This is a genomic window from Sulfitobacter sp. D7 (assembly GCF_003611275.1).
Classification (GTDB): domain Bacteria; phylum Pseudomonadota; class Alphaproteobacteria; order Rhodobacterales; family Rhodobacteraceae; genus Sulfitobacter; species Sulfitobacter profundi.
On sequence record NZ_CP020699.1, the window covers coordinates 22813 to 47380 of the forward strand.

The 24568-nt window shown below is 58.5% G+C and carries 27 protein-coding genes and 1 pseudogene; 12 read left to right on the forward strand and 16 right to left on the reverse strand.

The features are described 5' to 3' along the window. Positions 1-121 precede the first annotated feature (121 nt). A complete protein-coding gene (locus tag B5M07_RS19025) occupies positions 122-562 on the reverse strand; it encodes a MarR family winged helix-turn-helix transcriptional regulator (protein ID WP_162931931.1) in 441 nt (146 codons plus the stop codon). A gap of 192 nt (positions 563-754) precedes the next feature. Here B5M07_RS19025 and B5M07_RS19030 point away from each other — a divergent pair, with 192 nt between their 5' ends. From B5M07_RS19030 to B5M07_RS19050, 5 genes and pseudogenes are all read left to right on the forward strand, one after another. Then, the gene (locus tag B5M07_RS19030) at positions 755-997 is read left to right on the forward strand and encodes an amidohydrolase (RefSeq protein ID WP_162931932.1); all 243 of its coding nucleotides are present in this window, start codon (positions 755-757) and stop codon (positions 995-997) included. A 356-nt stretch (positions 998-1353) separates the two neighbouring features. Further along, on the forward strand, positions 1354-2433 hold the full coding sequence (locus B5M07_RS19035; protein WP_120352647.1) for an ABC transporter substrate-binding protein: 1080 nt from the start codon (positions 1354-1356) through the stop codon (positions 2431-2433). 130 nt (positions 2434-2563) lie between these two features. Next, positions 2564-2890, forward strand: a pseudogene (locus B5M07_RS19040) (ATP-binding cassette domain-containing protein); the annotation flags it as partial. 113 nt (positions 2891-3003) lie between these two features. Next, positions 3004-3825 carry a pyrroline-5-carboxylate reductase gene (gene proC, locus B5M07_RS19045; protein ID WP_120352649.1) on the forward strand — a complete coding sequence of 274 codons (822 nt, stop codon included), beginning with the start codon at positions 3004-3006 and terminating at the stop codon, positions 3823-3825. A 73-nt stretch (positions 3826-3898) separates the two neighbouring features. After that, positions 3899-4366 (forward strand): Lrp/AsnC ligand binding domain-containing protein, encoded by a 468-nt coding sequence (locus B5M07_RS19050; RefSeq protein ID WP_120352650.1) that lies wholly within the window; start codon positions 3899-3901, stop codon positions 4364-4366. A 555-nt stretch (positions 4367-4921) separates the two neighbouring features. Here the strand turns inward: B5M07_RS19050 and B5M07_RS19065 are convergent. After that, positions 4922-5779, reverse strand: coding sequence for an alpha/beta fold hydrolase (locus B5M07_RS19065; RefSeq protein ID WP_120352653.1), 858 nt, complete (start codon positions 5777-5779; stop codon positions 4922-4924). Then, a complete protein-coding gene (locus tag B5M07_RS19070; RefSeq protein ID WP_120352654.1) occupies positions 5776-6156 on the reverse strand; it encodes a hypothetical protein in 381 nt (126 codons plus the stop codon). The genes B5M07_RS19065 and B5M07_RS19070 overlap by 4 nt, the downstream gene beginning before the upstream one ends. A 247-nt stretch (positions 6157-6403) precedes the next feature. Between B5M07_RS19070 and B5M07_RS19075 the strand changes: the two genes are divergently transcribed. Next, positions 6404-7279, forward strand: coding sequence for a dioxygenase family protein (locus tag B5M07_RS19075; RefSeq protein WP_120352655.1), 876 nt, complete (start codon positions 6404-6406; stop codon positions 7277-7279). A gap of 96 nt (positions 7280-7375) precedes the next feature. Further along, a complete protein-coding gene (locus B5M07_RS19080) occupies positions 7376-8275 on the forward strand; it encodes a LysR family transcriptional regulator (RefSeq protein WP_120352656.1) in 900 nt (299 codons plus the stop codon). Between the two features lie 42 nt (positions 8276-8317). On the opposite strand, the gene B5M07_RS19085 is transcribed toward B5M07_RS19080, so the two are convergent. The 12 genes from B5M07_RS19085 to B5M07_RS19140 form a co-directional block, all read right to left on the reverse strand. Continuing rightward, the gene (locus B5M07_RS19085; RefSeq protein WP_120352657.1) at positions 8318-9016 is read right to left on the reverse strand and encodes an ABC transporter ATP-binding protein; all 699 of its coding nucleotides are present in this window, start codon (positions 9014-9016) and stop codon (positions 8318-8320) included. Further along, positions 9009-9752, reverse strand: a complete 744-nt coding sequence (locus B5M07_RS19090) for an ABC transporter ATP-binding protein (RefSeq protein WP_120352658.1) — start codon at positions 9750-9752, stop codon at positions 9009-9011. The genes B5M07_RS19085 and B5M07_RS19090 overlap by 8 nt, the downstream gene beginning before the upstream one ends. Then, positions 9745-10749, reverse strand: coding sequence for a branched-chain amino acid ABC transporter permease (locus B5M07_RS19095; protein WP_120352659.1), 1005 nt, complete (start codon positions 10747-10749; stop codon positions 9745-9747). The genes B5M07_RS19090 and B5M07_RS19095 overlap by 8 nt, the downstream gene beginning before the upstream one ends. Positions 10750-10753: 4 nt before the next feature. Beyond that, positions 10754-11623: a branched-chain amino acid ABC transporter permease gene (locus B5M07_RS19100; RefSeq protein ID WP_120352660.1), complete on the reverse strand. Its 870-nt coding sequence runs from the start codon at positions 11621-11623 to the stop codon at positions 10754-10756. 57 nt (positions 11624-11680) lie between these two features. Next, entirely contained in the window at positions 11681-12853 is a 1173-nt protein-coding gene (locus B5M07_RS19105; protein WP_120352661.1) for an ABC transporter substrate-binding protein, read from the reverse strand. A gap of 40 nt (positions 12854-12893) precedes the next feature. Further along, positions 12894-13673 (reverse strand): benzoate diol dehydrogenase BenD, encoded by a 780-nt coding sequence (gene benD, locus B5M07_RS19110; RefSeq protein ID WP_120352662.1) that lies wholly within the window; start codon positions 13671-13673, stop codon positions 12894-12896. Next, positions 13670-14692, reverse strand: coding sequence for a benzoate 1,2-dioxygenase electron transfer component BenC (gene benC, locus B5M07_RS19115; RefSeq protein ID WP_120352663.1), 1023 nt, complete (start codon positions 14690-14692; stop codon positions 13670-13672). Before benC ends, benD begins: the two co-directional genes overlap by 4 nt. A 71-nt stretch (positions 14693-14763) precedes the next feature. After that, on the reverse strand, positions 14764-15291 hold the full coding sequence (benB, locus tag B5M07_RS19120; protein WP_120352664.1) for a benzoate 1,2-dioxygenase small subunit: 528 nt from the start codon (positions 15289-15291) through the stop codon (positions 14764-14766). Between the two features lie 12 nt (positions 15292-15303). Further along, on the reverse strand, positions 15304-16692 hold the full coding sequence (gene benA / locus B5M07_RS19125) for a benzoate 1,2-dioxygenase large subunit (RefSeq protein ID WP_120352665.1): 1389 nt from the start codon (positions 16690-16692) through the stop codon (positions 15304-15306). Positions 16693-16765: 73 nt separating this feature from the next. Further along, positions 16766-17911 (reverse strand): muconate/chloromuconate family cycloisomerase, encoded by a 1146-nt coding sequence (locus B5M07_RS19130; RefSeq protein WP_120352666.1) that lies wholly within the window; start codon positions 17909-17911, stop codon positions 16766-16768. Between the two features lie 226 nt (positions 17912-18137). Further along, positions 18138-18959 carry a 4,5-DOPA dioxygenase extradiol gene (ygiD, locus tag B5M07_RS19135; RefSeq protein WP_120352667.1) on the reverse strand — a complete coding sequence of 274 codons (822 nt, stop codon included), beginning with the start codon at positions 18957-18959 and terminating at the stop codon, positions 18138-18140. Positions 18960-19019: 60 nt separating this feature from the next. Further along, positions 19020-19442, reverse strand: coding sequence for a DoxX family protein (locus B5M07_RS19140; protein ID WP_120352668.1), 423 nt, complete (start codon positions 19440-19442; stop codon positions 19020-19022). 133 nt (positions 19443-19575) lie between these two features. On the opposite strand from B5M07_RS19140, the gene B5M07_RS19145 reads away from it, so the two are divergent. Both B5M07_RS19145 and B5M07_RS19150 read left to right on the forward strand, forming a co-directional pair. After that, positions 19576-20469: a LysR family transcriptional regulator gene (locus tag B5M07_RS19145; RefSeq protein ID WP_120352669.1), complete on the forward strand. Its 894-nt coding sequence runs from the start codon at positions 19576-19578 to the stop codon at positions 20467-20469. Positions 20470-20757: 288 nt separating this feature from the next. Continuing rightward, a complete protein-coding gene (locus B5M07_RS19150; protein ID WP_254694028.1) occupies positions 20758-20904 on the forward strand; it encodes a hypothetical protein in 147 nt (48 codons plus the stop codon). Between the two features lie 68 nt (positions 20905-20972). Here the strand turns inward: B5M07_RS19150 and B5M07_RS19155 are convergent, their stop codons facing one another. After that, positions 20973-21734 (reverse strand): IclR family transcriptional regulator domain-containing protein, encoded by a 762-nt coding sequence (locus tag B5M07_RS19155; protein ID WP_120352700.1) that lies wholly within the window; start codon positions 21732-21734, stop codon positions 20973-20975. Between the two features lie 105 nt (positions 21735-21839). Between B5M07_RS19155 and B5M07_RS19160 the strand changes: the two genes are divergently transcribed. The 3 genes from B5M07_RS19160 to pcaF are packed head-to-tail and all read left to right on the forward strand — an operon-like array spanning position 21840 to position 24450. Further along, entirely contained in the window at positions 21840-22559 is a 720-nt protein-coding gene (locus B5M07_RS19160; RefSeq protein WP_120352671.1) for a 3-oxoacid CoA-transferase subunit A, read from the forward strand. A 17-nt stretch (positions 22560-22576) separates the two neighbouring features. Beyond that, complete coding sequence (locus tag B5M07_RS19165; protein WP_120352701.1) at positions 22577-23254, forward strand: 3-oxoacid CoA-transferase subunit B; 678 nt, start codon at positions 22577-22579, stop codon at positions 23252-23254. After that, positions 23251-24450 (forward strand): 3-oxoadipyl-CoA thiolase, encoded by a 1200-nt coding sequence (pcaF, locus tag B5M07_RS19170; RefSeq protein WP_120352672.1) that lies wholly within the window; start codon positions 23251-23253, stop codon positions 24448-24450. The genes B5M07_RS19165 and pcaF overlap by 4 nt, the downstream gene beginning before the upstream one ends. Positions 24451-24568 lie beyond the last annotated feature (118 nt).

Genomic DNA, 24568 nt, shown 5'->3' on the forward strand with positions numbered 1-24568 from the left:
CGCCGATGACGCATGATCTGTGGGAGGCATTCCGCCAACACTCGACAAAGTTTGCGACGGAACCCGCGATCGACCCGACCAACCGCGCCCGCCTTGCGGATGTTCCGCCCGCTGAGCTGGGCTAGACTCTTTCAGTCAACGCCGCTTGGAAATCACCAGAGGTCACCCACCGCCCCAGCCGAGCTAGGATATCATCCAACTGCCGCAGATCTTCGGCTGAAAGCGGGTCTGTCAGGACCGTATCAAGGTTGTCAGAAACCCGCCGCGCGGTGAGGCGTACTTCCTTGCCCCGGGTGGTGGTGGAGAGAAAGAAGACGCGGGCGTCTTCTTCGGAATTCTCGCGCTGGATCAGGCCCTTGCTGATCAGATTGCGGATGATGCGCGACGTAAGGCTCTTGTCGTACCCCATGATCTTGGAAATCTCGGCAAAAGTTGTTCCCGGCGCATCATCTATCAGGCGCAGAACACGAATATCTCTGATCCGGCAGCCGGTTTCGCGCACAGCAATATCGTCCGCGGCTGCGATGGCTTCCTGCGCGATGATGTCTAGTCTGTAGGTCAAACGCTTGTTCTTGAATGGTTTACTGCTTTGCATCGGGACCGCTCTCTTTTTTCAATCAACCTACGCACGGGCACGTGTTTCTCGCAAGAGATAGTTTCATACAGAGAGTATATCGAAGTTCGGTTTCCCATGTGATATTCTCACAATGATACCAAATGGAGATCTTGGACTATGCTTGATGCATGGTGCGACATGGAGCGCCCAAAACTCGCATCCCTGCCACGCGATCTGCCACGCCATCCAGAGATCGGTCTTGAAGAGGTGCGGAGTGCGGAACTCGGCGCTGAACGGCTCGGAGGGTTCGAAGCGTCGGGTGGCATGGGGGCGGCGGAGGGGGAGTTGTGGACAGGTTGCGCAGCGCGGATGCGTCCGAACGGGCAGGACGGTGCCTTGGCTTTCGCGCCGAACCCGACGCGCTTCGGATGCAAAAACTGACGGATGCTGACAACGCCCCAAAGCAACCACAGCGCGGCTGTGGGCAAGACGAACATATGGTCGCGATGCCCTCCCTCTGGCCCGAAAGCACTGCGGCTCAATTGGGTGCCAATGCCCGCAATCGTGGGGGGATTCTCGGCTCGAACTGAAGCCCGACCATCTCAAAAACGGAAAAATTGGAAGTTTACGCGCCGTCCCGTAGGAAATTCAGAGATGCGCCCAAACTCTGCAGAATCTTAGGCGATTTATCGAAATGATACGATGTTTCTAGGAAGTCGGCCTGCGTACCCTAACCCTGTCACTACGACAACAGAGAGGAATAAATAAATTAAAATCAAAAACTTATTGGCACTTTGATGGCCGCGACAGCGCTGGTCAGCACTGTGCCCGTCTGGGCCGAGGTTACCTTGGGCGCTGTTATCCCGCTTTCGGGATCGAACGCAACACCGGGCGAAGACCAGCGCCGTGCCATCGAAATCGCGGTCAAAACAGTCAACGACGCTGGCGGGGTTTTGGGAGAGCCGCTGGAAGTGATCATCGAAGACAGCGCCGGCAAACCGCAAACCGCGATCGACGCCGCCAAGAAGCTGGTCTCGGTCAATGACGTGGCCCTTGTTATCGGTTCTTATTCGTCGGGCATTACCCTGCCGATGGGTGACTATCTGGGACAAGAAGGCGTGCCGCACCTCAATCCGGCCGCGACGTCTGGTTTGGTGCGCGGGATCGGTGACACCTCCTTCTCGATGGTGGGTCTCGACAACGTCTCGACCGAGTTCGCGGCCACCGAAGTCACCGCCAATGGCTGGGAGAATGTGGCTGTTCTGGCGGTCAATAACGCCTTTGGCCAAGGGGTGGCTCAGGAAATCGAAAAGCACCTGACCAGCATGGGTGGCAAGGTTACTACCACTGTGATGTTCAACGGCGGCCAGCCGTCTTATCGTCGCGAATTGCAGCAATTGGAAGCGACCAACCCGGACGCCTATGTCTTTACCGCCTATGGCACCGATGCCGCGCTCATCATGCAAGAAAGCTTTGAGCTTGGCCTGCAAGAAGATGCGCCGTGGTACTCGATCCTGATCACCATGATGAACACCGACACCCCCGAAGACTTCAAAAAGGGTCTGACCGGCATGGATGTGGGCTATCTCGGTGACGGCGGCGAGGGCTACAAGCACGCCTATGAAAGCGCACATGGCGAGAGCTTCCTCTCGGCCTATGGCGGCTATGCACATGACGCGGTGCTGTTCGCGGCAGAGGCGATCAACCGCGCCGGGTCGACCGACCGCGAGGCCGTTCTCACCGCGATCCGTGAATTGGGCGACGAAGGTTTCAACGGAGCCACCGGCGAGATCAAGTTCGATGCCGAGGGCCAGCGCGTAAGGCGGCCGTACCTGAAGCTGAAAGTCGAAGGTAACGATCTGGTCACGATGGACTGATCACCGACGATGAATGGACGGGCAGGTCTGATAGGATCTGCCCTTCTTCCTTGCCCACCTAGGGGATCGGGCAACTAACCGGGGTAACCATGCTACAATTTATTCTCGATACGCTGATCAGATCGCTGGATCTTCGGCGCTGTCGGGCGGGGAGCGGCAGATCCTGTCGCTCGCACGGGCTTTGATGGCGGGTCCGCGGTTCCTATTGCTGGATGAACCTTCGGCCGGTCTCTCTCCGTCGATGATGCATGACGTCTTTGATGAAATCGCGCAGATCCGCGACGAGCAGGACATGTGCATTCTGATGGTCGAGCAGAACGCCTATGAGGCGCTGACCGTGGCCGACCGGGCATATGTGCTAACGGTTGGCAAGGTCGCCATGTCGGCCAAGGCCGTCGACCTGCTGAATGATCCCGCGATGGAAAAACTCTATCTCGGCGGTGATCCAGACGAGTGAACCGCCGCTTAGGCTTACAGCATCCCCCCCCGAAGGGAGCATGGCGTTCGGGTCATGCTCCCGCTGCGGGACGGCCTCGACCAAGAAGGCACCCATTCAATGAAAGCTTTGAAATGAACAGCACCAAGACAATCCTGTTTGTCGGCTGTGGCAATATGGGCGCGGCAACCCTTACCCGAGCGCTTCAGGCCCTGCCGGACCACCACTACATTGCGCTCGACCCTCAAACAGAGCGCGCCAAATCCCTGCTGCCGCAAGACGCAAAGGTCACCTTTGCGGCAGCGGCGGAAGAGCTCGACGGCATTGAGCCCGACCTCACGATCATCAGCGTGAAGCCACAACAATTCGGCAGCCTTCCCGCGCCGGTGTTGGTGCATATTGCGCGGGGCGTGGCCGTTTCGATCATGCCCGGCACATCCGTCGCTGCGATCTCAGATATACTGGGCACGCAGCGCATCGCGCGCGTGATGCCCAACCTCGCCGCCACAGTGGGCCAGTCGATGAGCGTAGGCTTTGTGCGCCGTGACACGCTCTCAGACACCGATACCGGTTTGATCAGCGCGCTGTTTGATTGCGTGGGGCAGTTCGCACGGATTGAAAACGAAGATGACATTGATCTGGCCACGGCCGTGGCTGGAAGTGGGCCGGGATATCTTTTTGCCTTTGCGCAATATCTGGTCGACGCCGCTGTGGCCCAAGGCATGCCCCCGGAACTGGCCGAAAAGATGGTGCGCCAAACCCTGCTCGGGGCGGCGGTGCTGCTTTCTGAAGACAGTCGAACGTCGAAACAGTTGAAAGAGGCCATGCGCAGCCCCGGCGGCACGACAGAGGCCGGGTTGAACCACCTCGAAGCGCCCTCAGCCTTTCCGCGGACCCTGCAAGATGCAGTGAAAGCTGCGCATGCGCGTGCCCGAGAGATGGCCGGAGAGAGTTGAAAATGCAGTCAACGAGGATACCGCTGAAACACCCCGCACCCGGCCCGCGCGCAACTGTCGTTGGCATGAGACGATGATCAAGTTCGACAACGTCGCAAAGCAGATACTGCGCATCATCCAATTGGACGGTCGCGTGACCAATGCTGAACTGGCCGAACGGGTCGGCATTGCGCCAGCCTCCATGAGTGACCGCCTCTGCAAGTTGCAGCGTGACGGGGTCATCAAGGGGTTCGGTGCAAGGCTAAACCCGCAAAAGCTCGGTCTGAAAATCCTCGTCTTTGTGGAGGTGCGTCTCGATAAAACAACGCCGCAGGTATTCGAGAAATTTGCCCGCGCGGTACGCAATTCTCCCGAAGTAATAGAGTGCCATATGGTCGCCGGGGGGCTCGACTATCTCATCAAATCGCGGTTTGCCGACATGGATGCCTATCGAAGTTTTTTGGGCGATGTTCTGTTGACATGGCCGGGGGTCGAAGAGACGCGCACCTACGTCGCAATGGAAGAGATCAAGAACGATGGGCCGCTACAGGTGAATGTTTGAATGGGGTGTCGCTAGATATGGGCAAGCTACCTCGAATGCTAGACGCTCACCGATTCCCCTCACCGTCGACTATGCCCCGGGGGGAGAACTGAGGCCAAGACCGAACAATATCCCGGCTATCACCCAATTCGTCACCGCGGCAGCCAGAGAGCTTGCCAGCCGCTCTAAACAGCCCTGTTGTCCCGATCAAAAGCAGCGTAACAGCGACGACCAGATAGCGCCCAACACCTTCATTGATTGGCCAAGGCCGAGCAAAAGCACGGTGCCCGGAGCCGACCCTGCCACTGCTAGGGGCATTCGGTACCAAAGGCTCAATCCAATGCTCGAAACGTCTGCGGCAATCTAAATTGCATAGACCCACGAGGAGCTGTCCCTTGAGACACCCATCGCTTCAGCCGCGCTGAAGTAAATGAGCAAGGGCCCTGCATAGGAGACCAAAGCAGCCAAGGCCCCGCCCCTATGGCGGAGCCGGACAGGTTACCTAAGCTGGCCCTCGGGTTGTGCGCCACGTCAGACATATTGCCCCCTTTCGACCAGCCCAGTCACTCCAATGGCTTAGGCCACCGCAGCCTCTAAACTGGCAACCTTATCTAAGGCCTCAGCAAAGAAAGGACGGAACCCTTCCGGGTGCTCGCTCATCGGGAAATGCCCAAGTTCATCCATGACGGACAGAGTCGCGCCCGGGATCGCCTTTGCAGTTCGCGCGGCATCCTCTGGGGTGCAGGTCAGGTCATAGGCTCCGACGATTATATGTACCGGCGTGCGGTTTGTATCTATCAGGGGCAACCGCTCAATAAGACTGTCGTCCTTGGTGTAAAAACTCAGATCGCCCCGAAACACGCCGGGACCACTTTGCATGAACATCCAAAGCGTATTCGCCCGCTCCGCCGGTGGCGCATAGGGGGAGATATTGGCCGAGACTAATGCGGCGCCCATCTCTCCGCCATGGGCGTCGGGACGGTGGAACCAGTCAATGTCGTACCACGCAGGCTGGAAATCTGAGGCTTCGATGGCGATGAAACCGCTGAACTTTTCCTGATGCAAAGCCGCAAGCTGCAGCGCGATACGTCCCCCCATCGAACAGCCCGCGAGGACAGGACGGTCCAGCCCCAGCCCATCGATCAATGCCAAGATCGTTTCGATATATGCTTCAGTGGTGAGTAGATACTCCTCGGTCTCGAACCCTTCCGGCGGCAAAGATTTACCATGCCAAGGCATATCGAAGGCGATCAATCGGTTTGCAGCGGTAAGCTCTGCATCGTTGAGCAAATGACGCCATTGCCGCGTATCGGCACCGGCGGTGTGCAGGCAGAGAACTGGGCGGCCCTGCCCGGCCTCTTCGAAATAGATGCGTCGGGCGGCACCTTCGACCTCGACGGTGATGTAACGGCCAGTGATCGGTTCGATGCTCATGCGGATACGCCCTCCTGCGCGCGTGCGATGCCTAGAACTTCCTTAAAGAACCGAAGATTTTTCACGAGGCAGAGAATGTCCCCGTCAATCCGCCCCCGACCGATCTTCACTAGGCCGAAGATGTCATGAAACCCAGGTTCGGGGCGCGGCTGCCAAAACTTGCTCAATGCCTCGGCGTCTGTGCGAAGTGCGAAACGCCAAGGTGTTTTCCGGCTCGGGCCCTGCTCGATCTGGGTGATATGCCCCTTTTCAAAGGACAGATAATATTCGTCGCCATCGACTTCGATAAGGACCGTCTCAGAAAAGAGGCGCCCGAGCCGCAAAAGATGCGGCGACTTCGCGAGTGTGGCCTGAATACGCTTAAAATTCTCGATCACCTGAGCCTCCCATACATTCGCAGGATATCAGGTTGGTGCCACGATCCCCCCTCCGCGCGCCATGCCACCGGGGGTATGGGGTGATACTCTGAAACAGGCACCCAGGCTCAGCGTCCCTCCCCTCGCGGTGCGGTATCACTCAATACCAAGACAGGCATTGGGCAAAACACCTTGATAACTGATGCTCGGTCCCACGGGGGCGCAGTGCAAACGCGGCTCGCTTCCAGACTGCCAGGAGGAGGAAACCATGGGCATCGTTAACCAAGACAATATCACCGCCGTCGTGACAGAGAGCCTCGGTAAACACGGGGATATCACCAGTCGCGAGCGCGAGATCGCGACATCAATGATCAAGCATCTGCATGGCTTCATCAAAGATGTAAAACTCCAACACCATGAGTTCCTCGCCGCCTGCGACTACTTCGCACGCGCCGGCAAGCTGTGCGATGACAACCGGCAAGAGTTCATTCTGTTGGGTGATATCCTGGGTCTCGAAGTCCTTGTCGACATGATGACGAACCCGGTCGAAGGCAAAGAGAGTGAATCCACCGTGCTGGGGCCGTTTTATCGGGAAAATCCGCCAGTGCTGCCCAAGGGCGCCTCGATCATTCAAAAACATTTCGAAAATGAAGAGACTGTCTTTTTCGAAGGTCACATCACAGACGAGAATGGCAATGGCATTGCCGGCGTGACGCTCGACGTGTGGGAAGACGCCCCCAATGGTATCTATGAAAACCTCGATCCTGATCAACCGGAATACAACCTGCGGGGCCGCTTCGAGACGGATGAAAACGGCCATTACGCATTCATCGCCGTACGTCCGGTCCCCTACCCCATTCCCGATGATGAAACCGCTGGCGAGTTGCTGCGCTTCATGGGGCATCACCCGAACCGCCCTGGTCATATGCATTTCATGATTTCCAAGGATGGCTATCGTCCCCTGATCAGCCAGATCTATGATGCAGACAGCGCGTGGCTAGACGATGATAGTGTTTTCGCCGTGAAGGAAAGCCTGATCGGCAAGTTCAACCGGGCCAGCCAAGACCTCGGTACGGACCTGCATTTCGAGTTCGATTTCGTCCTCAAAGAAGGCGCGATTTCTCAGGCTGTGGCCGCCGAGTAATTTCTCACACCTCCCTGTGAGCTGGCCCCCGTCCTGCGGGGGCCTTTTTTTGTGAGTGGGGATCACATAACATCAGACTTCGGGGGGAGCATCACAATGAACTTTAAGCAGCTCAGCTATTTTATCGCCGTGGCGGAAGAGCTTCATTTTGGCCGAGCCGCAGAGCGTCTGGACATGGCACAGCCGCCTCTGAGCCGCCAGATCAAGCAATTGGAAGAAGACCTCGGCGCGGTGCTGTTCAACCGGGGTCGAAGCTCTATCAGCCTGACACAGGCGGGTGAACGGCTGCTTCATCGCGGGAAGTCGATCATCGCTCAGTTGGATGATACCCGTTTGGAGTTGCGCCGCCTCGGCCAAGGGGCGGAAGGCAGATTACGGATTGGTTTCGTCGGGTCGGCGACCTATGGAATTCTGCCCAACATCATTCGGTCCTATCGTGCCAACTACCCCGACGTTAACCTAAGCCTTATTCCGATGAACAATGCGGACCTTCATCGTGCTTTGGTGTCGCGCGAGTTGGACGCGGTGTTTGCCCGCCCCACCCTGAAGGACCCTGAGTTTCTCTCGAAGCATCTTGCCGAAGAAAAACTGATCCTCGCGCTTCCTGATATCGTTGATACCGGCGGACGCACGGTCGCACGGCTGGAAAGGTTAATGACCCACAACCTCATTTTGTACCCGGAGCGTCCACGCCCTAGCTATGCCGATATGGTTCTCAACGCGGTCAAGGACGCAGGGTTTGAAGCGCCCTTGAGGATATGGTGCATGGACCTGCAAACTGCCCTAAGCCTCGTGGCGGTGGGCGAAGGGGTCTGCATCGTGCCGGAGTCAGTCGCGAGCGCGCCGCGCAAAGGGATGAAATTTCTCAAGATCGAACCCGAAATTGCGCGCACCGAGTTATCGGTGAGCTATCGCCTTGATGATCAGGGGGTCCACGTCAGAAACTTCGTGAACGTCGCCCAGAAAGTCTCCCGAAGTAGCCCGCTAAAGCGGTAGACTGAAGACTGCCCCTCCGTAAGCCTCGGCCTGCCGCGTGCATTACACACCAAGCCAAGTATGCTGGATCTCTTCGTTTGCCCTGATCTCCGCTGCGGTCCCAGACCAGACCACCTGCCCCTTGCCGACGACCACGACATCATCCGCGAGTGAGGTCGCAAAGCCGAAGTTCTGCTCGACGATGACCATCGAAAGGCCGTCGTCCCGCAACTGCTGCAGCTTGTCATGCAGCAGCTTGACGATGATGGGCGCCAAGCCCTCCGTCGGCTCATCAAGTATCAAAAGTTTCGGATTCATCAGCAGACCGCGGGCGATGGCCAGCATCTGTTGCTCGCCCCCCGACAACTGGGCGCCGCCGTTGTCCATGCGTTCTGCAAGCCGGGGAAAGACGTCCAGAACACGTTCCAATGTCCATTTGGCTTGCGGCCCGCCGAACCGTTTGGCAGCAAGCTCAAGGTTCTCCCGTACGGTCAGGGACGGAAAGATATCGCGCGTTTCGGGAACATAGGCGATCCCGGCCTTGGCAATATCAAAGGGCTGCGCGGCGATCGGCGCGCCGTCGAAAGCGATGTCTCCGGACTTCAACGGCAGCAACCCCATGATCGTTTTGAGGGTCGTGGATTTCCCCGCCCCATTGCGTCCCAGCACGGCCAGTACCCTGCCCTTTTGCGCTTTCAGCGAAAGACCATAGAGAACTTGGGTCTCACCATAGCCGGATTCGATGGCATTGAGTTCAAGCATCTTCCCAACTCCCCAGATAGATTTCTTTCAACATAGGCGATCCCCGCGCCGCCTCTGGTAATCCGTCAAAGACAACTTCGCCGTAGTTCAGCACGGTGATCGTATCAGCGACGTCAAACGCCAGATCCATGTCATGCTCGATGATCAGCATGGTCAGATCACGAGGCAGATTGTTCAGCAGGTCGTGAAATCCCTTGGCCATCTCTGGCCCGACGCCACTGGTAGGTTCATCCATTAGCAGCACAAGTGGCCGCGTGGCGAGCGCCACGCCGACCTCCAACTGCCTTCGCACCCCATAGCTGATTTCCGAGACTTTTGCGTCGAGATAGGGCAGCAGCATTACCTGCTCGGCAACTTCTGCAACGATCTCGCGGACCTCGCGTTTAGATAGGCTGTCTGACCACAGGCGGGTCGCGTGGCCTGTATGAACCGCTGCGGCTAACCCGAGATTTTCTTTCACGGTCAGCCCATCGAAGAGCGTATTCTTTTGGTAGCTGCGTGACAGACCGCGACGGACCCGCTTGGCAACCGGCAGGGTCGTTACATCCTCGCCCGCCAGATGAATGCTTCCGCTGCTCGGGGTCAGTTCACCGACCAGTTGATTGAATAGGGTCGTTTTGCCCGCGCCGTTGGGCCCAAGGATGACCCGCCGTTCGCCGCGCTCCAGCTTTAGGGAAACATCTCGGGTCACATGGACCGCGCCGAAACTCTTGTCCAGATTACGTGTTTCAAGCATCGCTCACAGCCTCCCGTGCCGCGTGGCTGGCGGTCTGGTTGGTGCCTCGGCCCTTTTGCCAGACGATCCAACGGCCCTCAATAAAGCCATAAATTCCGTTTGCCCGGCTCATCACCACGGCGATCAGGACAACGCCCACCACAAGGTGCCAATAGGTCGTCACAGCGCTCAGCTCATGTTTGAGCAGGACGAAGGCGACGGCGCCAACAAGCGGGCCTACCAGGGTGCCCAATCCGCCAAGGATGACCACCACAAGCGCCTCGCCCGAAACGGTCCAGCCCAGCAGGCCGGGAGAGATATACATGATATGCTGAGCCGTCAGCGCCCCAGCAAGGCCCGCGATCATGCCGGAAAGTCCAAAGACATCCGCCTTTACCCGCCAGACCGTCAGCCCAAGCGCCCGCATCCGTTGCTCGTTGTGCATGACGCCCGTCAGCGAACGGCCAAGGCCCGACCGCAGGATCAAGACCGACATCAGGTAGACCCCTGCGAGCAATGCAAGACAGAACAAAGCAAAGCTGCGGCTGTCATCAAGGTCCACGCCGATCAGGCTGAGGTCGAGGCGTGAGATGCCCCCCAGCCCGTCATCGCCTCCGAAGAGTGGTGCTTCGAAGATATAGGAGTAAGCCATCTGCCCGAAAGCCAGCGTGGCCATGATGAAGTAAATCCCATGGCTGCGCGAACAGACCGCACCAATCACCCAAGCCGCCACGCCGGTAATGGCAATCGCGGCACCCATTGCCATCAAGGGCGTGGCGCCGAACTGGGTGGAGAAAAGCGCGAAGGCATAGGCCCCCACTCCCATCAGCGCGCCGTGGCAGAGTGAGACCATTCCGCCAAAGCCCGCGACAATATCGAGCGCCAGAACCAGCATGGCGAGGATCAGGATCTCGGTCAGGATCTCAAGACCAAAATACTCTGCCGCAAAGGCCTGAAAGAGTGCGCCGCCCGAGAGCATGAGCAAGACGAGGTAGCGAAGCGTATTGTGGCTGAACATCAGCTTATCCTTTCGCTGGGAAAAGGCCCACTGGCTTGATCACGAGGACCGCAGCCAAGAGCGCGTAGATGAGAACGGAGGCCAACTGCGGAGCAAGCACAGCGCCAAATGTCTGGACACAGCCATAGATCAGCGATCCGGCAATGGCGCCTTTGAGCGATCCAAGCCCACCGATCACAATTACGATCAGCGTGGGGATCAGGATTTGCAGACCCATATCAGGTGTCACGCTCAGCAAGGGGGCGGCCACCGCACCGGCCAGACCTGCAAGCGCACAGCCAACGCAGAAAACGATGAAGAACAGCCGCTCGACGTTGATCCCGAGACAGGCGGCCATCACATCATTGTCGACGCCCGCTCGGATCATTGCACCGATTTGCGTGCGCCGAAGGACAAACTCCAAAGTAGCGAGCACGGCCATACCAAGGGCGATGATGAACAAGCGATACGTCGGGTATTCTACTCCAAGAAACGCCGTGCGCCCTTGAAAGACATCCGGCACCGCGATGCCAAGCGCCAGATCGCCCCAAAAAATGCGGGTGAGATCGAGCAGCGCAAAGATCAATCCGAAGGTGACCAGAACCTGCGCCATCGGACCGGATTTCCGCATGCGCTTGATCAGGCCGGAATAGAGCAACATGCCAACACCGGCGACAGCGACCGGTGCCAGAAAGAAACCCAGCCAATAACCGCCAACCGCCGCGAAGGAGGCCGCGAAATAGGCGCCAAGCGCGTAGAGCGACCCATGCGCGAGGTTCACGAAATGCATCAACCCAAAGATCACGGTCAGGCCGATAGAAAGAAGAAACAATAGCATGGAAAGCTGCAGCGCGTTCAGCGCCTGAAGTATCCAGAAGCCAAGGTCATGTGACATGGAAGGCCCTCCTTGTTGGAAAGACCCGGCCGCAACGGCGCGGCCGGGCGACTGGCGTTAGTTTGAAACTGGAGCCATCTCACAGCCGTTGGCGGGATCCGCTTCTGCGGGAAGCTTTGCCAAGACTTTCTGTGTCTGCCCGCCATCGCCTGCGACCGTCTCGTAGACGTAGATCGGCTGGACGATATTGTTGGTCGCAGGATCAATCGAAAGCGTTCCGCGCGGGCCATCGAACTTGACCTTGCGCAGGGCGTTGGCGAGGGTTTCACGATCCGTCGCACCGGCTTTCGTCGCCTCAATCAGCGCGCGGGCCGCGTCATAGCCATGTACGGCAAACTCGGACGGTGCGCGGCCAGTCTTCTCTTTGAAGGCCGATACGAAAGCCGCATTTTCGGGGTTATCGATCGTCGGGGCGTAATGGAGGGCGGTGATTACCCCTTCGGCGGCGGGACCTTCAGCATTCACGTAAAGCGGAGACGTCAGAAAGCCGGAACCATAGAGCGGCAGATCGGCCTTCAGGCCAAAGCTGTCGTACTGCTTCACGAAAGAGATCGCCTCTCCGCCCGCATAGAAGACGAACACAGCATCAGCGCCACTGGATTTGGCTTGGGCCAGATAGGGACCGAAATCCTGCGTTTTCTGGAACGGCGTGTATTCCTGCCCGACGATCTCTCCGCCCGCTGCGGTGAATGTTTCGGTAAATCCGCCGATCATTTGCCGACCGGCGGCATAATCAGGCGCGAGGGTATAGACCTTGCGGATCCCCTGCTCATACATCCATTTGCCCATCGGACGGTTCACCTGCCCGTTGGAGAACGACATGCGCGTGATATAGGGCGAACAATTGATCCCGGTGGCCTCGTCGTTGCCGGCATTGGCGACGATCAGTGGAACGCCGGCACCATGTACCATATCACGCACAGCACCCAACACGCCGGAGCTGACGATGCCCATCATGACATCGACCTTATCCTGAAGGATCAGTTTCTTCGCCTTGCCCAAGGCGACCGGAGGTTTCACCTCGGTATCCTCGCTGACGATCTCAAAAGTCGCATCGGTTTCCGAGCCAAATTTTTCGATCCCAAGGTTGAAACCTGTCTCAATCTCATTGCCAAGCGAGGCGTAGACCCCCGAGAAAGGCAGTAGCATACCGACTTTGAAGTCTTGCGCAGCGGCAGGCACAGCCAGACCGGTGGCGAGCCCAAGGGCCGCCAGAATAGTACGTTTCATTTTGTTCTCCTCCAGTTGAACTAAGACCCCCCCTCAGGGTCTAACCAAGATCGCCCCCACCCACCGGCACCGTGACGCCGGTGATGTAGGACGCGTCATCCGACGCCAGAAACAGGATCGGACCTGCCTGTTCGTCGAGTGTTCCGTATCGTTTCATGAAGGAGGACTGGATCGTCTGGTCGACGATGGTCTGATACCAGTCCTCGCGTTGTTCTTCTTCGGCATTCGGATTGCGCGGCACCACGCGCGCGGGCGCTTCGGTGCCACCGGGCGCTGTCGCCACCACGCGAATGCCCCGCTCGGCCATCTCCCAGGCAAGGTTCGCGGTGATCGCGTTCACCCCCCCTTTGGCCGCGCCGTAAGGCACGCGGTTGAGCCCCCGTGTGGCGATGGAAGATACGTTGACGATCACGCCACTTTCGCGTTGCAACATGTGGTCGATCGCAGCGCGACAGCAAAACAGTGTCGGGAAAAGCGAGCGACGTACCTCTGCCTCAATCTGCGTTGGCTCGTAATGCTCATAGGGTTTGGCCCAGATGGTGCCGCCCACGTTGTTGATCAGGATGTCGATCTGGCCCCATAGATCGACGGCCTTTTGCATGGCCTTTGCGCAGCCGGTCCATGTCTCGAGGTTGACGCTAATCGCTTCGGCCTCCCCCCCGGCACTGCGGATCGCTTTGACCACCTCGTTGCGGGCGGGAGAACGGTCGACGATCAGAACCCGTGCGCCCTCTTTCGCCGCGCGCTCTGCCACCGATCGACCGATGCCCTGCGCCGCACCCGTGACCACCATAACCTTGCCTTCGAAACGCGCACTCATGCGGCTTCTGCCGAGGTTTCTGTCGGGTTGAACTTTTCATAATGAAAGCTCACCGGTGCCACGCCCAATATGTCGAAGTGCGACCGCACCGCATCCACCATGGGCGGCGGGCCGCAGAGGTAGACATCGCAATCCCCGCCGCAAAGGTCTTCTGCCGAAAGGTGATCGGTCACAAACCCCTTGCGGTCATGCGCCTCGTCCTCTGCTGCGAGGACGGTCACGACGGTGACATTGCCAATCTTCTCGGCCAGCGCGTTGACCCGGTCCAATTCGACCAGATCCGCAGCACGGGTCACCGCGTAATAGAGTTTGATGGGCTGATCGGCCCCCAGCTCGGCCAATTGCTCCAGCATCGAGAGGAAAGGCGCGAGGCCGGTGCCGCCTGCCAGCCAAAGCTGGTTACGTTCGATGGGGCGCAGGTAAAACGCCCCCATCGGACCAGTGAGCGTCACCTGATCGCCCGGTTTGGCCTGCGCGCCCAGATAGCTGCTCATCACCCCACCGGGCAGATTGCGGATCAGGAAGGTCGCCTCATCATCGCCCGGCGCGGAAGAGAAGGAATAGGAGCGGTGCTGTCCGGTTCCCGGGACGGTCACGTTGACATATTGCCCGGGCAGGAAACCCAGGGGTTTGGCCAGTTTCAGCTTCAAGCTGAAGGATGTCTCAGAAAGGGTTTCGACGGCCAGCACCTCGCCTTCGACGGCCTCCGGCGCGGTTTTGCAGGCTGCGGATGATGTCGGCACGCGCAACACGCAGTCGCTTTCGGGTATCATCTGACAGGTCAGGACAAAGCCCGCTTCGGCTTCCTCGTCGCTCATGGACTCGTCCATGTAGAACTCAAGCTCGTAGGTGCCTTTTTCGGCAAAACATTTGCAGGTGCCGCAAACACCATCGCGACAATCCATCGGCAGGTTGATTTTCTGCCGGAAGGCCGCATCCGTTACCTTCTCATCGTCTTCGCATTGGATGACGCGGGTGACACCATCCTCAAAGTTCAGGGCGACATTGTAGCTTGTCATGGCATGCTCCTCCCTTGGCCACGCAGCCTGCCGGGCTGCGCGGGGGTGTAGTGGCTCCCGACGGAACGGGATCAGGTGTGGTAGACGTCGATCACGTGGTGGATGTGGTCGTTCTTCAGGACTACTTTTTTGTCAGTGATCAGCGGCTTGGGGCCGGTGATGTCGACCGTGTAAAAAGACGTGCCCCAGTGCTGGTCGGTCGCACCGTAACGGTAGCTCAGCGTTTGCCAGTTGAAGCGCAGCTTGATCTCGCTGCCCTTGCGAGCCAGCACTTCGATACCAGAAAGGTAATGGTTGGTCCGCGGCTCAGGCAGTGACGTGGCCGATGACCGGTCGGTTTTGATCCGAAAGACGCGATCCTCGATGCCCTGTTTGTTGGGATAGTACATCAGTGAAATCTCGTTCGCCGGGTCTTCGGTCAGCGTGTCATAATCGTCCCATGCAGGCATCCAGAAGGGGCAATCCTTGTGGTAGAAGGCCAACCAAGTGTCCCAGTCCCGGTCATCAAGGGCGCGGGCCTCTGCGAAGAGAAACGCTTGGATCTCTTCATAGCTCATGGCCGAGGCAGCTTCTGTGCGCTCAAGTGTTGCAGTGCTCATCTCAGACCCCCCTTATTCTGCTGCCAAAGTCGCATCAGGCGCGGTTTCGCGTTCCTTTGCGATGGCATGGTTCATACGCTCTTGCCAGTTGCTGTGCTGGATCACGAAGAGTCCTTCGTCCTCCGTCCGCGCGCCAGATAGGATCGGGTTGATCCCCAGCTTCTTGGCATCCTCATCCGGCCCCTTGATCCACTGTGTGGCCCCGCGGGTCAGGTCGTTCCATTTGGCATGTGCAGCACCGGCATAGCCGCGCTGTGTGGCCCGAAATTCTTCGGTATCATCCGGTGTGGCCATCCCTGAGGCATTGAAGAAGTCCTCGTACTGCCGAATGCGGCGGGTCCGTGCTTCTTGGCTCTCCCCTTTAGGAGCGATGCAATAGATGGTCACTTCGGTCTCATTGACGCTGATCGGGCGGAAGACCCGGATCTGGGAACTGAACTGATCCATCAGGAAGACGTTTGGGTAGAGGCAAAGGTTGCGCAACACACCTACCATCCAATCGGCTTTGGTTTCGCCGTGCTTTTCGGTCCATTCCTCAAGGCGCGAATATCCCGGACGGTTGGTCGGATCGGCCCATTCGGTCCAGAGTAGGATGTGACCGTTCTCATAGGCGTGAAAGCCGCCCCGCTGCTTGGCCCATTTGCTGGCATCCGTTGCCTTGATGTCGTCTTCCTTACCATCGTCGGTGCGGTGGGCCGTGGTCGCCACATAGTTCCAATGAACCGCCGAGACGTGATAGCCATCGGCCCCATTCTCGGCCTGTAGTTTCCAATTGCCGTCATAGGTGTAGGTCGACGCGCCGCGCAGGACCTCAAGCCCCTCGTCGGCCTGATCCACGATCATGTCGATCATCTTGCACGCATCGCCCAGGTAGTCTGTCAGCGGTTGAACGTCCTCGCTGAGCGAGCCGAATAGGAACCCGCGATAGTTCTCGAACTTCGCCACTTTGGTAAGGTCGTGGCTGCCGTCCTTGTTGAACTGCTCAGGGTAACCTGCGCCTTTGGGGTCTTTGACCTTCAAAAGCTTGCCGGTGTTCGAAAAGGTCCAACCGTGGAAAGGGCAGGTAAATGTCTTTTGATTGCGACGTTTGAACCGGCAAAGCTGCGCCCCACGGTGCGAACAAGCGTTCACCAGCGCGTGCAGTTCGCCTTCCTTGTCGCGGGTGATGACAACCGGCGTGCGCCCCATCGTCAGGGTAAAGTAGTCGCCCGAGTTCGGGATCTGGCTTTCATGCGCCATGTAGATCCAGTTGCCTTCGAAGATATGTTTGATCTCCAGTTCGAACATCTCTTCATCGGTGAAGATGTCCCGGCGACAACGGAATACACCGTTTTCAGGATCATCTTGGATCGCGCCATCAAGGCGCGTCTGGAACTCATCAAGATTGGATTGTGTGAACATTTGGTCCTCCTCCTAAGCGCCTTCACGCTTCTCCAGCGTGTCGGCTGATTTTTTCATTTCCCCCCGCTGGCAATCAGCCAGCGACGGCTTTCATGCTGCGTTGCGCACAACGTCGGAATGCGGTGATCTTGTCGGGGTCGAGCGTGACACCGATGCCCGGGCCGGACGGGACTTCGACACAGAAGTCGCGGTAAATAAGCGGCTCCGCGAGGATCCCGTCCGTCAGCAACAAGGGTCCGAAAAATTCGGTGCCCCAGTGCAGGGTCTCGATCGTCGCAAAGAGTTGCAGCGCTGCTGCCGTGCCCAATCCGGTCTCAAGCATGGTGCCGCCGTAAAGGCCAAGGCCAGCGGCCTGACCGATCGCGATAACCTCAGAGGCGCGTTTAAGCCCGCCTGACTGGGAAACTTTCACGGCGAAAACGTCGGCGCAATTCTCACGGACGGCGGCCAACGCGTCCTCCGGGCCATTCAGAGCTTCATCCGCCATGACGGCGATCTCATAGCCCTTGGTCAGTTCGGCCATCGCCCGGCGATAGCGCGCGGCGACAGGCTGTTCGACCAGCTCACAGCCAGCATCCTGCAACCCCTTCAAACCCCAGCGTGCTTCCTGAAGGGACCACGCCGTATTGACATCCACCCTTACACTTGCCGCATCGCCTACGGCCTGTTTGATACGCGCAACATGCGTGACATCCTCCCGCACGGACCGTTTGCCGATTTTCAGCTTAAAGATATTGTGACGCCGGGTTTCGATCATTTCCTGCGCTTCGGCGATGTCCGTATCGGAATTCCCCGAGGCCAAGGTCCAAGCGACGGGCAATTTCTGATGCACCGCTCCGCCGAACAGCTGCGAGACCGGCACACCGAGCCGTTTGCCCAACCCGTCCCACAGCGCGATTTCCACTGCGGTTTTGGCAATGCGGTTTCCCTTCACCAGCTTGTCGATCAGTTGGATCGCGCCGTTCACATTATCAGCTTCACGGCCCAGCAAGAGCGGAGTGATATAGGTATCAATTGCAGATTGGATGCCCTCAGGGCTTTCGGCGCCGTAGCTCAGACCGCCGATGGTCGTGCCCTCACCGATCCCTTCCGACCCATCAGAGTATTTGATCCGAACCAAGACAGCGGTCTGCGTACGCATCGTCGCCATCGAAAGCACGTGTCCTCGAATGGTCGGGATGTCGAGGATCATCGTCTCGATTTGGTCGATCTTCGTCATGGGCTTCACCGCATCTGCAAGTTTTCATCTGCAGCACAGAATGCCCGCCGAATTCGGTTTCTGTCGATGATGGGTGGGGTCTTAGGTGATACCCTGCGATTTCACGCAGCGCGTCGGGTGTAATGAACGGCTATCTTATGGTCACCCAAAGGTGCCGCCAAAAATCGAAGGCACCCGCGCCGGTTCTTCCGGGCGGGCGCTTGAAACACGCTCGAAGGGCCGTGGCCTACCTCGGATGAAAGATAAAGGACCGCATGGAGATCGACCCAAGGTCGATACTGTCGGTCATGAACAGCAGGTCATCGCGCTGATCCGATGCGCCCGCGATTGTGAGCGCGGGCAAGTAATGGTCCACGCTGGGGTGCGCTTCGATAAGTAGAGAGCCCAACTTTTCGCGATTTGACAGCGTATCGAAGTCACGGTCGATCAAACGACCGCTAAACAGATCATCGAACTCAAGCGCAAAGGATTCGGGTCTTCCGTTAAAGCTCAGCCGCCGCAGGTTATGAACGATATTGCCAGACCCGAGCATGAGCACGCCCCGATCTCGCAGGTCGGACAGTGCTTGGCCGATCTCGAGTTGATGTGCCAACCCTTGCCCCATGTCGATGGAGACCTGAAACACAGGAACATCCGCTTCCGGGTATAGATATTTCAGAACCGCCCAGGCGCCGTGGTCCAACCCCCAGGTGTCGTCTTCCTCGGCCCGGTGGCTCGAGAGAAGAGAGACAACTTCGCGCGCGAGCTCCGGTTGCCCCTGTGCCGGGTATTGCTCAGCATAGAGCGCGTCCGGAAAGCCATTGAAGTCGTGGATCGTGCGCGGCAAGGCGGAGACATCAACCAGCGTTGTGCCGCGTGTCATCCAATGGGCCGATACCACGAGGACCGCGTTTGGCCGTGGAAGGCCCTCCCCCAAAGTGGTCCAAGCTTGGCTGAACGGCCCCTCCGTGATGGCATGCATAGGGCTGCCGTGGCCGAGAAAGACAACCGGCATTCTTTGAGTTGGTGCGAAGCGATCGCGCAGGCTGTGCAAGGTATGGGTCTGCATCGTAATGTCTCCGGTTGACCGGATCACCCTTGATTGGGTGATCCGGGAGGTTTCAGCAGATCAGGCGAATTTACCCAAGGCACGGTCAATCACCGGCAGGCGCAGCGCATAGGTGCCCGCTCCCAGCAGGGCGATCACGCCTTGGACTACCGCCCAGAACAGCGGGAATTCCCATCCACCACCTTGGTTTGAGAAGGTCCAGCCGAACCCGGCATGAGCCCAGACCGACCCAAGGAGGATGGCAACCAGCGGCAAGGACACAAGACGGACCGCAACGCCAGCGATCAACAAAAGACCACCACCAAGCTCAGCGAGGATTGTCAGGTAAGCAAAGAAGCCCGGTAGGCCTAGGCTTTCAAAAAACGCGACGGTGCCGGGAATGGTGAAAAGGCTCACCTTCATCCACCCGTGGGCGATAAAGAGAACACCGCTGGAGAGACGGAGCGTTAGGGCTGCGAGATCGGTATTGAATTGCGTTACCATTCGTTTGGTTCCTTCTGGGGAGAGACCGCATGCAAGCGGCCCTGTTGTTGGTATGTCCCCTACATACGCCTTGCACCCCTCGCTCAAAATGGCGAATATATGGAATGACTATCCATAAAATGTACTGAATAAGATGGACCTGCTCGATCAATTGCGCGCCTTCGTGGCAACGGCCCGAAGCGGATCGTTCACCGCGGCGGCCGAAGAAATAGGCACCTCCAACCGCCTGACGTCAAAGTACGTGGCCGAGCTTGAGCAGAGGCTTGGGGTTCGCCTGCTGCAAAGAACGACACGGCAGGTTGGGCTGTCCCCGGCTGGGGAAACCTTGCTGGCCGGTGTCCCCGCGCTCCTTGATGGGATCGACGACCTCCTAGAGGAAGTTTCGCAAGGGTCCGAAGGTCTGTCCGGTCCGCTCCGGATCACGGCCCCCGTCACTTTTGGCGAGATTTACGTGGCCGGCATGCTGGCACGCTTCGGCGCCATTTACCCTGATCTAACAATCGATCTGCGATTGAGCGATACCTATGCGGACCTTGCATCAGATGGGATCGACCTGGCCCTGCGCATTGGCCATTTCGATCTGTCGTCCATGAAGGTCCGCCGCCTGACCCGTTTCGAAAGCATTCTTGTCGCCAGCCCCGCCTTTCTGGCCCAGAGTCCCAAGATCACAAGGCCTGAAGACCTGTCCGAGGTAAGCTGTATCGTCGATACGAACCGGCGCCTTGCGCGTCGCTGGAACTTCACTCGGGCGTCTGAGGAACGGGTCGTCCAAGTCAAAGGACGGTTTCAGGTGAACTCCGCTCACGCGGCGGCAGAACTCGCGCGCCAAGGGCTTGGAGTGGCCTATATCCCGAGCTTCGCGGTGAGTGACGCCATCGAACGCGGTGCGCTGGTGCCGCTTTTGCCCGAGTGGACCGGGGAGAAAGGCGATGTGGCGGCGGTCTACCTCGAAGGCCGCGCCCTTCCGCGCAAGGTACGGACGCTTATCGATTTTATCGTGGACGACATAGGCGAAACCTCATTCTAAGGCGTCCAACGCTAAAGGTGGATCGCCTTGCACGGTCAGGCCTCTGGCGGTAACCCTTAACCGCCGAAAAGATTCTGAGGCCGGTTGGTTATTCCGGCCCTCTGACTTCCAGAGATCCAGTCGCAGTATCCTGCGAACCCTCGGCATCGACCACTCATTGGTCGGTGCCGGGGGAGTTGTGTTCCCCCCTCCGACCGCAACATGGAAACGACCGAAATGAACCGAAAAACTCTTATCCTCGCTCAAATCCTCATCACCTTCATGATGGCGGTTTTAATATCAGGCACAATGCCGCTATTGATCGTGGGGCTTACCATGGAATGGCTTTTGGCTTGGCCTTGGCAAGCGCTCACCGCCTGGCCTATCGCCTTTGTCTTCACCCAATTCACGACGCCATTAGCATTCGCAATCGCCAATCGGACCATCGCAAAATAATCCGTATTTGGCGTGAACCAATTTATGCAGTTGGGGATAATCCGCTGCATGACCGCCCCCTGCGCGCCCTATCCAAGAATGCGGGAAATTCCGGCCTGCACCTTCAGCAGCGCGGGCAGGTAACTTTCGACCAACTCTTCCGGATCCGGCTGCGTGGCCGCCATTCCGGTGTTCAGAGCAGCAACCACGGTACCTTTGCTGTTGAGCACTGGCACCGCGAGCGAGCGCAGACTGATCTCAACTTCTTGATCGACCACCGCATAGCCGCGCGTCCGCGCTGCCTGCACGTGCATCATGATCTCATCCGGATCCGTCAAGCTGAACCGGGTGCGCGGGGAGAGGTCGGACGCCTCAATAATCCGGCGCGCTTCTGCCTCCGGCATCGCGCCTAACAACACGCGCCCCATGGACGTGCTATGCGCCGGAAGGCGCGATCCGGGCATCAGGCCAATCGACATGACACGCCGCTGCGATGCCCGAGCGAGATAGACAATTTCGATCTCGTCAAGAATGGCGACCGAGCAGCTTTGACCGATCTGTTCGGTCAGCTGATCCAGCCAAGGCTGCACGACCTGCGGCAGTTGCAGAGCGCCGATGGCCCCCGTGCCGAGGCGCAAACAGCGGTGTGTGAGAGCGAAGTATTTCCCATCATAGGCAGCATAGCCTTCGGCATGGAGCGTCAACAGGCACCGGCGCGAAGTAGCACGGTCAAGCCCGGTCAGCGCGGCGACCTCGCTAATCGACAGCTTGGGGCGCTGCGCATCGAAACATTCGATCACCCGAAGTCCCTTGGCGAGAGATGAGATTGTACTGCTGGATTTGTTCGTCATGCGCACAACAAATTGCGCAAAACGAACAAATGTCAATATACGCACAAATTTCTGGTTCTGCATACGCCCGACCGCTAGACCCTCGGTAACCTGAGGAGACCAGCAATGGACAAAGCACTTCCTACCGTGGCCGAGGCTGTGGCCGATATCCCGGATGGCGCGATGGTGATGATCGGAGGGTTCGGCGGCTCTGGCGCGCCAATCGAACTGATCCACGCCCTTATCGACCGCTTTCGCGCCACCGGCAGCCCGGCGGCCATTACTGTCATCAACAACAACGCGGGCAACGGCTATTGCGGCATCGCGGCGATGATCAAAGCAGGCATGGTCCGCAAGATGATCTGCTCTTTCCCGCGCAGCTCCAACGCCGAAGCCTTCAATGAAAAGTACCTCGCAGGCGAGATCGAGTTGGACCTCGTCCCCCAAGGCACATTGGCCGAGCGCATCCGCGCTGCCGGTGCCGGCATCCCCGCCTTCTACACGCCGACCTCCTTCGGCACGGAACTTGCCGAAGGCAAACCGACCGAAGAATTCGATGGCAAGATGTATGTCCGCGAAAGATGGCTGAAGGCGGATTTTGCGCTGATCAAGGGGCAGGACGGGGACCGTACCGGCAACCTGACCTACCGCATGGCGGGGCGCAACTTTAACCCGCTTATGGCCATGGCGGCAGCAAAAACCATCGCGCAGGTCAGCGTGCTGGGCGCGCCCGGCAGCATCGACCCGCAAGAGGTCATCACCCCGGGCATTTTTGTCGACGCAATCGTGGAAGTGGCAGAACCTCAACAAGAAGAAGTGCTTGTGCGCACAGGAGTGGTTTACTGATGGCGGAGTTCAACATCATGCAAGACAAGCTCTCGAACGCGCAGATCGCATGGCGCGCGGCGCAGGACATCGAAGACGGATCTTACGTTAACCTCGGCATCGGCTTCCCCGAGATGATCGCCAAATTCCAGCCCGAAGGCCGCGATGTGACCTATCACACCGAAAACGGGGTACTGGGTTTCGGTCAGGCTCCGAAAGAGGGTAAAGAGGATTGGGATCTGATCAATGCCGGCAAAAAGCCCATCACGCTCAAGCCCGGTGCCGCGTTTTTCCACCATGCCGACAGTTTCGCGATGGTGCGCGGCGGGCATCTCGATCTCGCCGTACTGGGGGCCTATCAGGTTGCTCAGAATGGCGACCTAGCGAATTGGCGCGTCGGCACCAAGGGTGTGCCTGCCGTGGGCGGCGCGATGGACCTTGTGCATGGCGCTAAACGGGTGGCCGTGGTCACCGATCATGTCACCAAGGATGGCGGCCCGAAACTGGTCGAACGCTGCACCTTCCCGCTCACTGGCTTGGGATGTGTCACCCAAGTCTATACCTCGCTCGCGGTGATCGACATCAAGGGCGGCAGGTTCATCCTGCGGGAGAAAGTGCCGGGGCTCAGCATGGACGCTCTACAGGCCGTCACCGGGGCCACGTTGCACATTGAAGGCGATGTTGCCGATCTTATCGTACCGGAGGAACTGGCATGATCGACGTCTATATCTGTGATTACATCCGCACCCCCATTGGCCGATATGGCGGGGCGCTGTCCTCTGTCCGGGCCGATGATCTGGGCGCTGTACCCCTCAGGGCGCTGGTCGAACGCAACCCCTCTTTGGACCCTGCGGTAATCGATGAAGTCATCTTTGGCTGCGCCAATCAGGCAGGCGAGGACAACCGTAACGTCGCGCGCATGTCACTGTTGTTGGCGGGCTACCCTGAGACCGTCCCCGGCACCACGATGAACCGGCTCTGCGGATCTGGTATGGATGCGGTGATCACCGCGGCGCGGGCGATCAAGGCCGGAGAGGCCGAAGTGATCGTTGCAGGCGGGGTTGAGAGCATGTCGCGCGCACCTTTCGTAATGCCTAAGGCTGAAACCGCCTTTTCACGGAACAACGAGGTTTTTGACACCACCATCGGCTGGCGTTTCGTCAACAAGATGATGAAGGCGCAATACGGCGTCGATTCAATGCCCGAAACCGCGGAGAACGTGGCGGAGGATTTTGACGTTACCCGTGCAGATCAAGATGCCTTCGCCCTCCGGTCCCAGCAAAAAGCAGGCGCTGCCATAGCAAGCGGGCGTCTGGCGCAAGAGATCGTGCCTGTCTCTATCCCACAGCGCCGGGGTGATCCTATCCTTGTGTCAGAAGATGAACATCCCCGCCCTTCGACCACCTTGGAAGCGCTACAAAAGCTTAAATCCTTTGTCAAAGCGGATGGTACGGTGACGGCAGGCAATGCCTCCGGCGTCAATGATGGTGCGGCGGCATTGATCCTCGCCACGAAAGAAGCCGCAGAGAAACATGGGCTGACCCCTATTGCCAAAGTCCTCGGCGGCGCGACGGCCGGAGTCGCACCGCGTATCATGGGCTTTGGTCCTGCGCCTGCGTCCAAAAAGCTGATGGCGCGGCTCGGGCTGAAGCAAGAGGATTTCAGTGTCATCGAACTGAACGAGGCTTTCGCGTCTCAGGGCCTTGCCACCTTACGTGATTTGGGCATCGCAGACGACGATCCACGGGTGAACCCCAACGGCGGCGCAATCAGTCTTGGACATCCGCTTGGCATGTCAGGGGCCAGGATCACCGGCACAGCCATGCTGGAGTTGAAACCTGGAGAGAAGTCCCTTTCTACAATGTGTATCGGCGTTGGCCAAGGGATCGCCATCGCATTGGAGGCCGTCTGAACCGCTGGCCGTAGCGCTGGAATGGCGATCCCATTGGTGCCGGTAGATACCTGAACTGAGGGAAAGCCGAACTAGCGCCATCCGAAGCCCTGCCTGCAAGTTTAGCCATTCAGACGAC

Excerpts from the sequence above, each read along its gene's own strand:
- B5M07_RS19085 (WP_120352657.1), bottom strand. The coding sequence starts at position 9,016 with ATGCTTGAACTCAATGCCATCGAATCCGGCTATGGTGAGACCCAAGTT.
- B5M07_RS19065 (WP_120352653.1), bottom strand. The coding sequence starts at position 5,779 with ATGAGCATCGAACCGATCACTGGCCGTTACATCACCGTCGAGGTCGAA.
- B5M07_RS19160 (WP_120352671.1), top strand. The coding sequence starts at position 21,840 with ATGGACAAAGCACTTCCTACCGTGGCCGAGGCTGTGGCCGATATCCCG.
- benB (WP_120352664.1), bottom strand. The coding sequence starts at position 15,291 with ATGAGCACTGCAACACTTGAGCGCACAGAAGCTGCCTCGGCCATGAGC.
- B5M07_RS19095 (WP_120352659.1), bottom strand. The coding sequence starts at position 10,749 with ATGTTCAGCCACAATACGCTTCGCTACCTCGTCTTGCTCATGCTCTCG.
- B5M07_RS19105 (WP_120352661.1), bottom strand. The coding sequence starts at position 12,853 with ATGAAACGTACTATTCTGGCGGCCCTTGGGCTCGCCACCGGTCTGGCT.
- B5M07_RS19155 (WP_120352700.1), bottom strand. The coding sequence starts at position 21,734 with ATGACGAACAAATCCAGCAGTACAATCTCATCTCTCGCCAAGGGACTT.
- B5M07_RS19075 (WP_120352655.1), top strand. The coding sequence starts at position 6,404 with ATGGGCATCGTTAACCAAGACAATATCACCGCCGTCGTGACAGAGAGC.
- B5M07_RS19090 (WP_120352658.1), bottom strand. The coding sequence starts at position 9,752 with ATGCTTGAAACACGTAATCTGGACAAGAGTTTCGGCGCGGTCCATGTG.
- B5M07_RS19080 (WP_120352656.1), top strand. The coding sequence starts at position 7,376 with ATGAACTTTAAGCAGCTCAGCTATTTTATCGCCGTGGCGGAAGAGCTT.
- B5M07_RS19050 (WP_120352650.1), top strand. The coding sequence starts at position 3,899 with ATGATCAAGTTCGACAACGTCGCAAAGCAGATACTGCGCATCATCCAA.
- B5M07_RS19100 (WP_120352660.1), bottom strand. The coding sequence starts at position 11,623 with ATGTCACATGACCTTGGCTTCTGGATACTTCAGGCGCTGAACGCGCTG.
- B5M07_RS19145 (WP_120352669.1), top strand. The coding sequence starts at position 19,576 with ATGGACCTGCTCGATCAATTGCGCGCCTTCGTGGCAACGGCCCGAAGC.
- B5M07_RS19130 (WP_120352666.1), bottom strand. The coding sequence starts at position 17,911 with ATGACGAAGATCGACCAAATCGAGACGATGATCCTCGACATCCCGACC.
- B5M07_RS19140 (WP_120352668.1), bottom strand. The coding sequence starts at position 19,442 with ATGGTAACGCAATTCAATACCGATCTCGCAGCCCTAACGCTCCGTCTC.
- benC (WP_120352663.1), bottom strand. The coding sequence starts at position 14,692 with ATGACAAGCTACAATGTCGCCCTGAACTTTGAGGATGGTGTCACCCGC.
- pcaF (WP_120352672.1), top strand. The coding sequence starts at position 23,251 with ATGATCGACGTCTATATCTGTGATTACATCCGCACCCCCATTGGCCGA.
- proC (WP_120352649.1), top strand. The coding sequence starts at position 3,004 with ATGAACAGCACCAAGACAATCCTGTTTGTCGGCTGTGGCAATATGGGC.
- ygiD (WP_120352667.1), bottom strand. The coding sequence starts at position 18,959 with ATGCAGACCCATACCTTGCACAGCCTGCGCGATCGCTTCGCACCAACT.
- benD (WP_120352662.1), bottom strand. The coding sequence starts at position 13,673 with ATGAGTGCGCGTTTCGAAGGCAAGGTTATGGTGGTCACGGGTGCGGCG.
- B5M07_RS19030 (WP_162931932.1), top strand. The coding sequence starts at position 755 with ATGGAGCGCCCAAAACTCGCATCCCTGCCACGCGATCTGCCACGCCAT.
- B5M07_RS19165 (WP_120352701.1), top strand. The coding sequence starts at position 22,577 with ATGCAAGACAAGCTCTCGAACGCGCAGATCGCATGGCGCGCGGCGCAG.
- B5M07_RS19035 (WP_120352647.1), top strand. The coding sequence starts at position 1,354 with ATGGCCGCGACAGCGCTGGTCAGCACTGTGCCCGTCTGGGCCGAGGTT.
- B5M07_RS19150 (WP_254694028.1), top strand. The coding sequence starts at position 20,758 with ATGCCGCTATTGATCGTGGGGCTTACCATGGAATGGCTTTTGGCTTGG.
- benA (WP_120352665.1), bottom strand. The coding sequence starts at position 16,692 with ATGTTCACACAATCCAATCTTGATGAGTTCCAGACGCGCCTTGATGGC.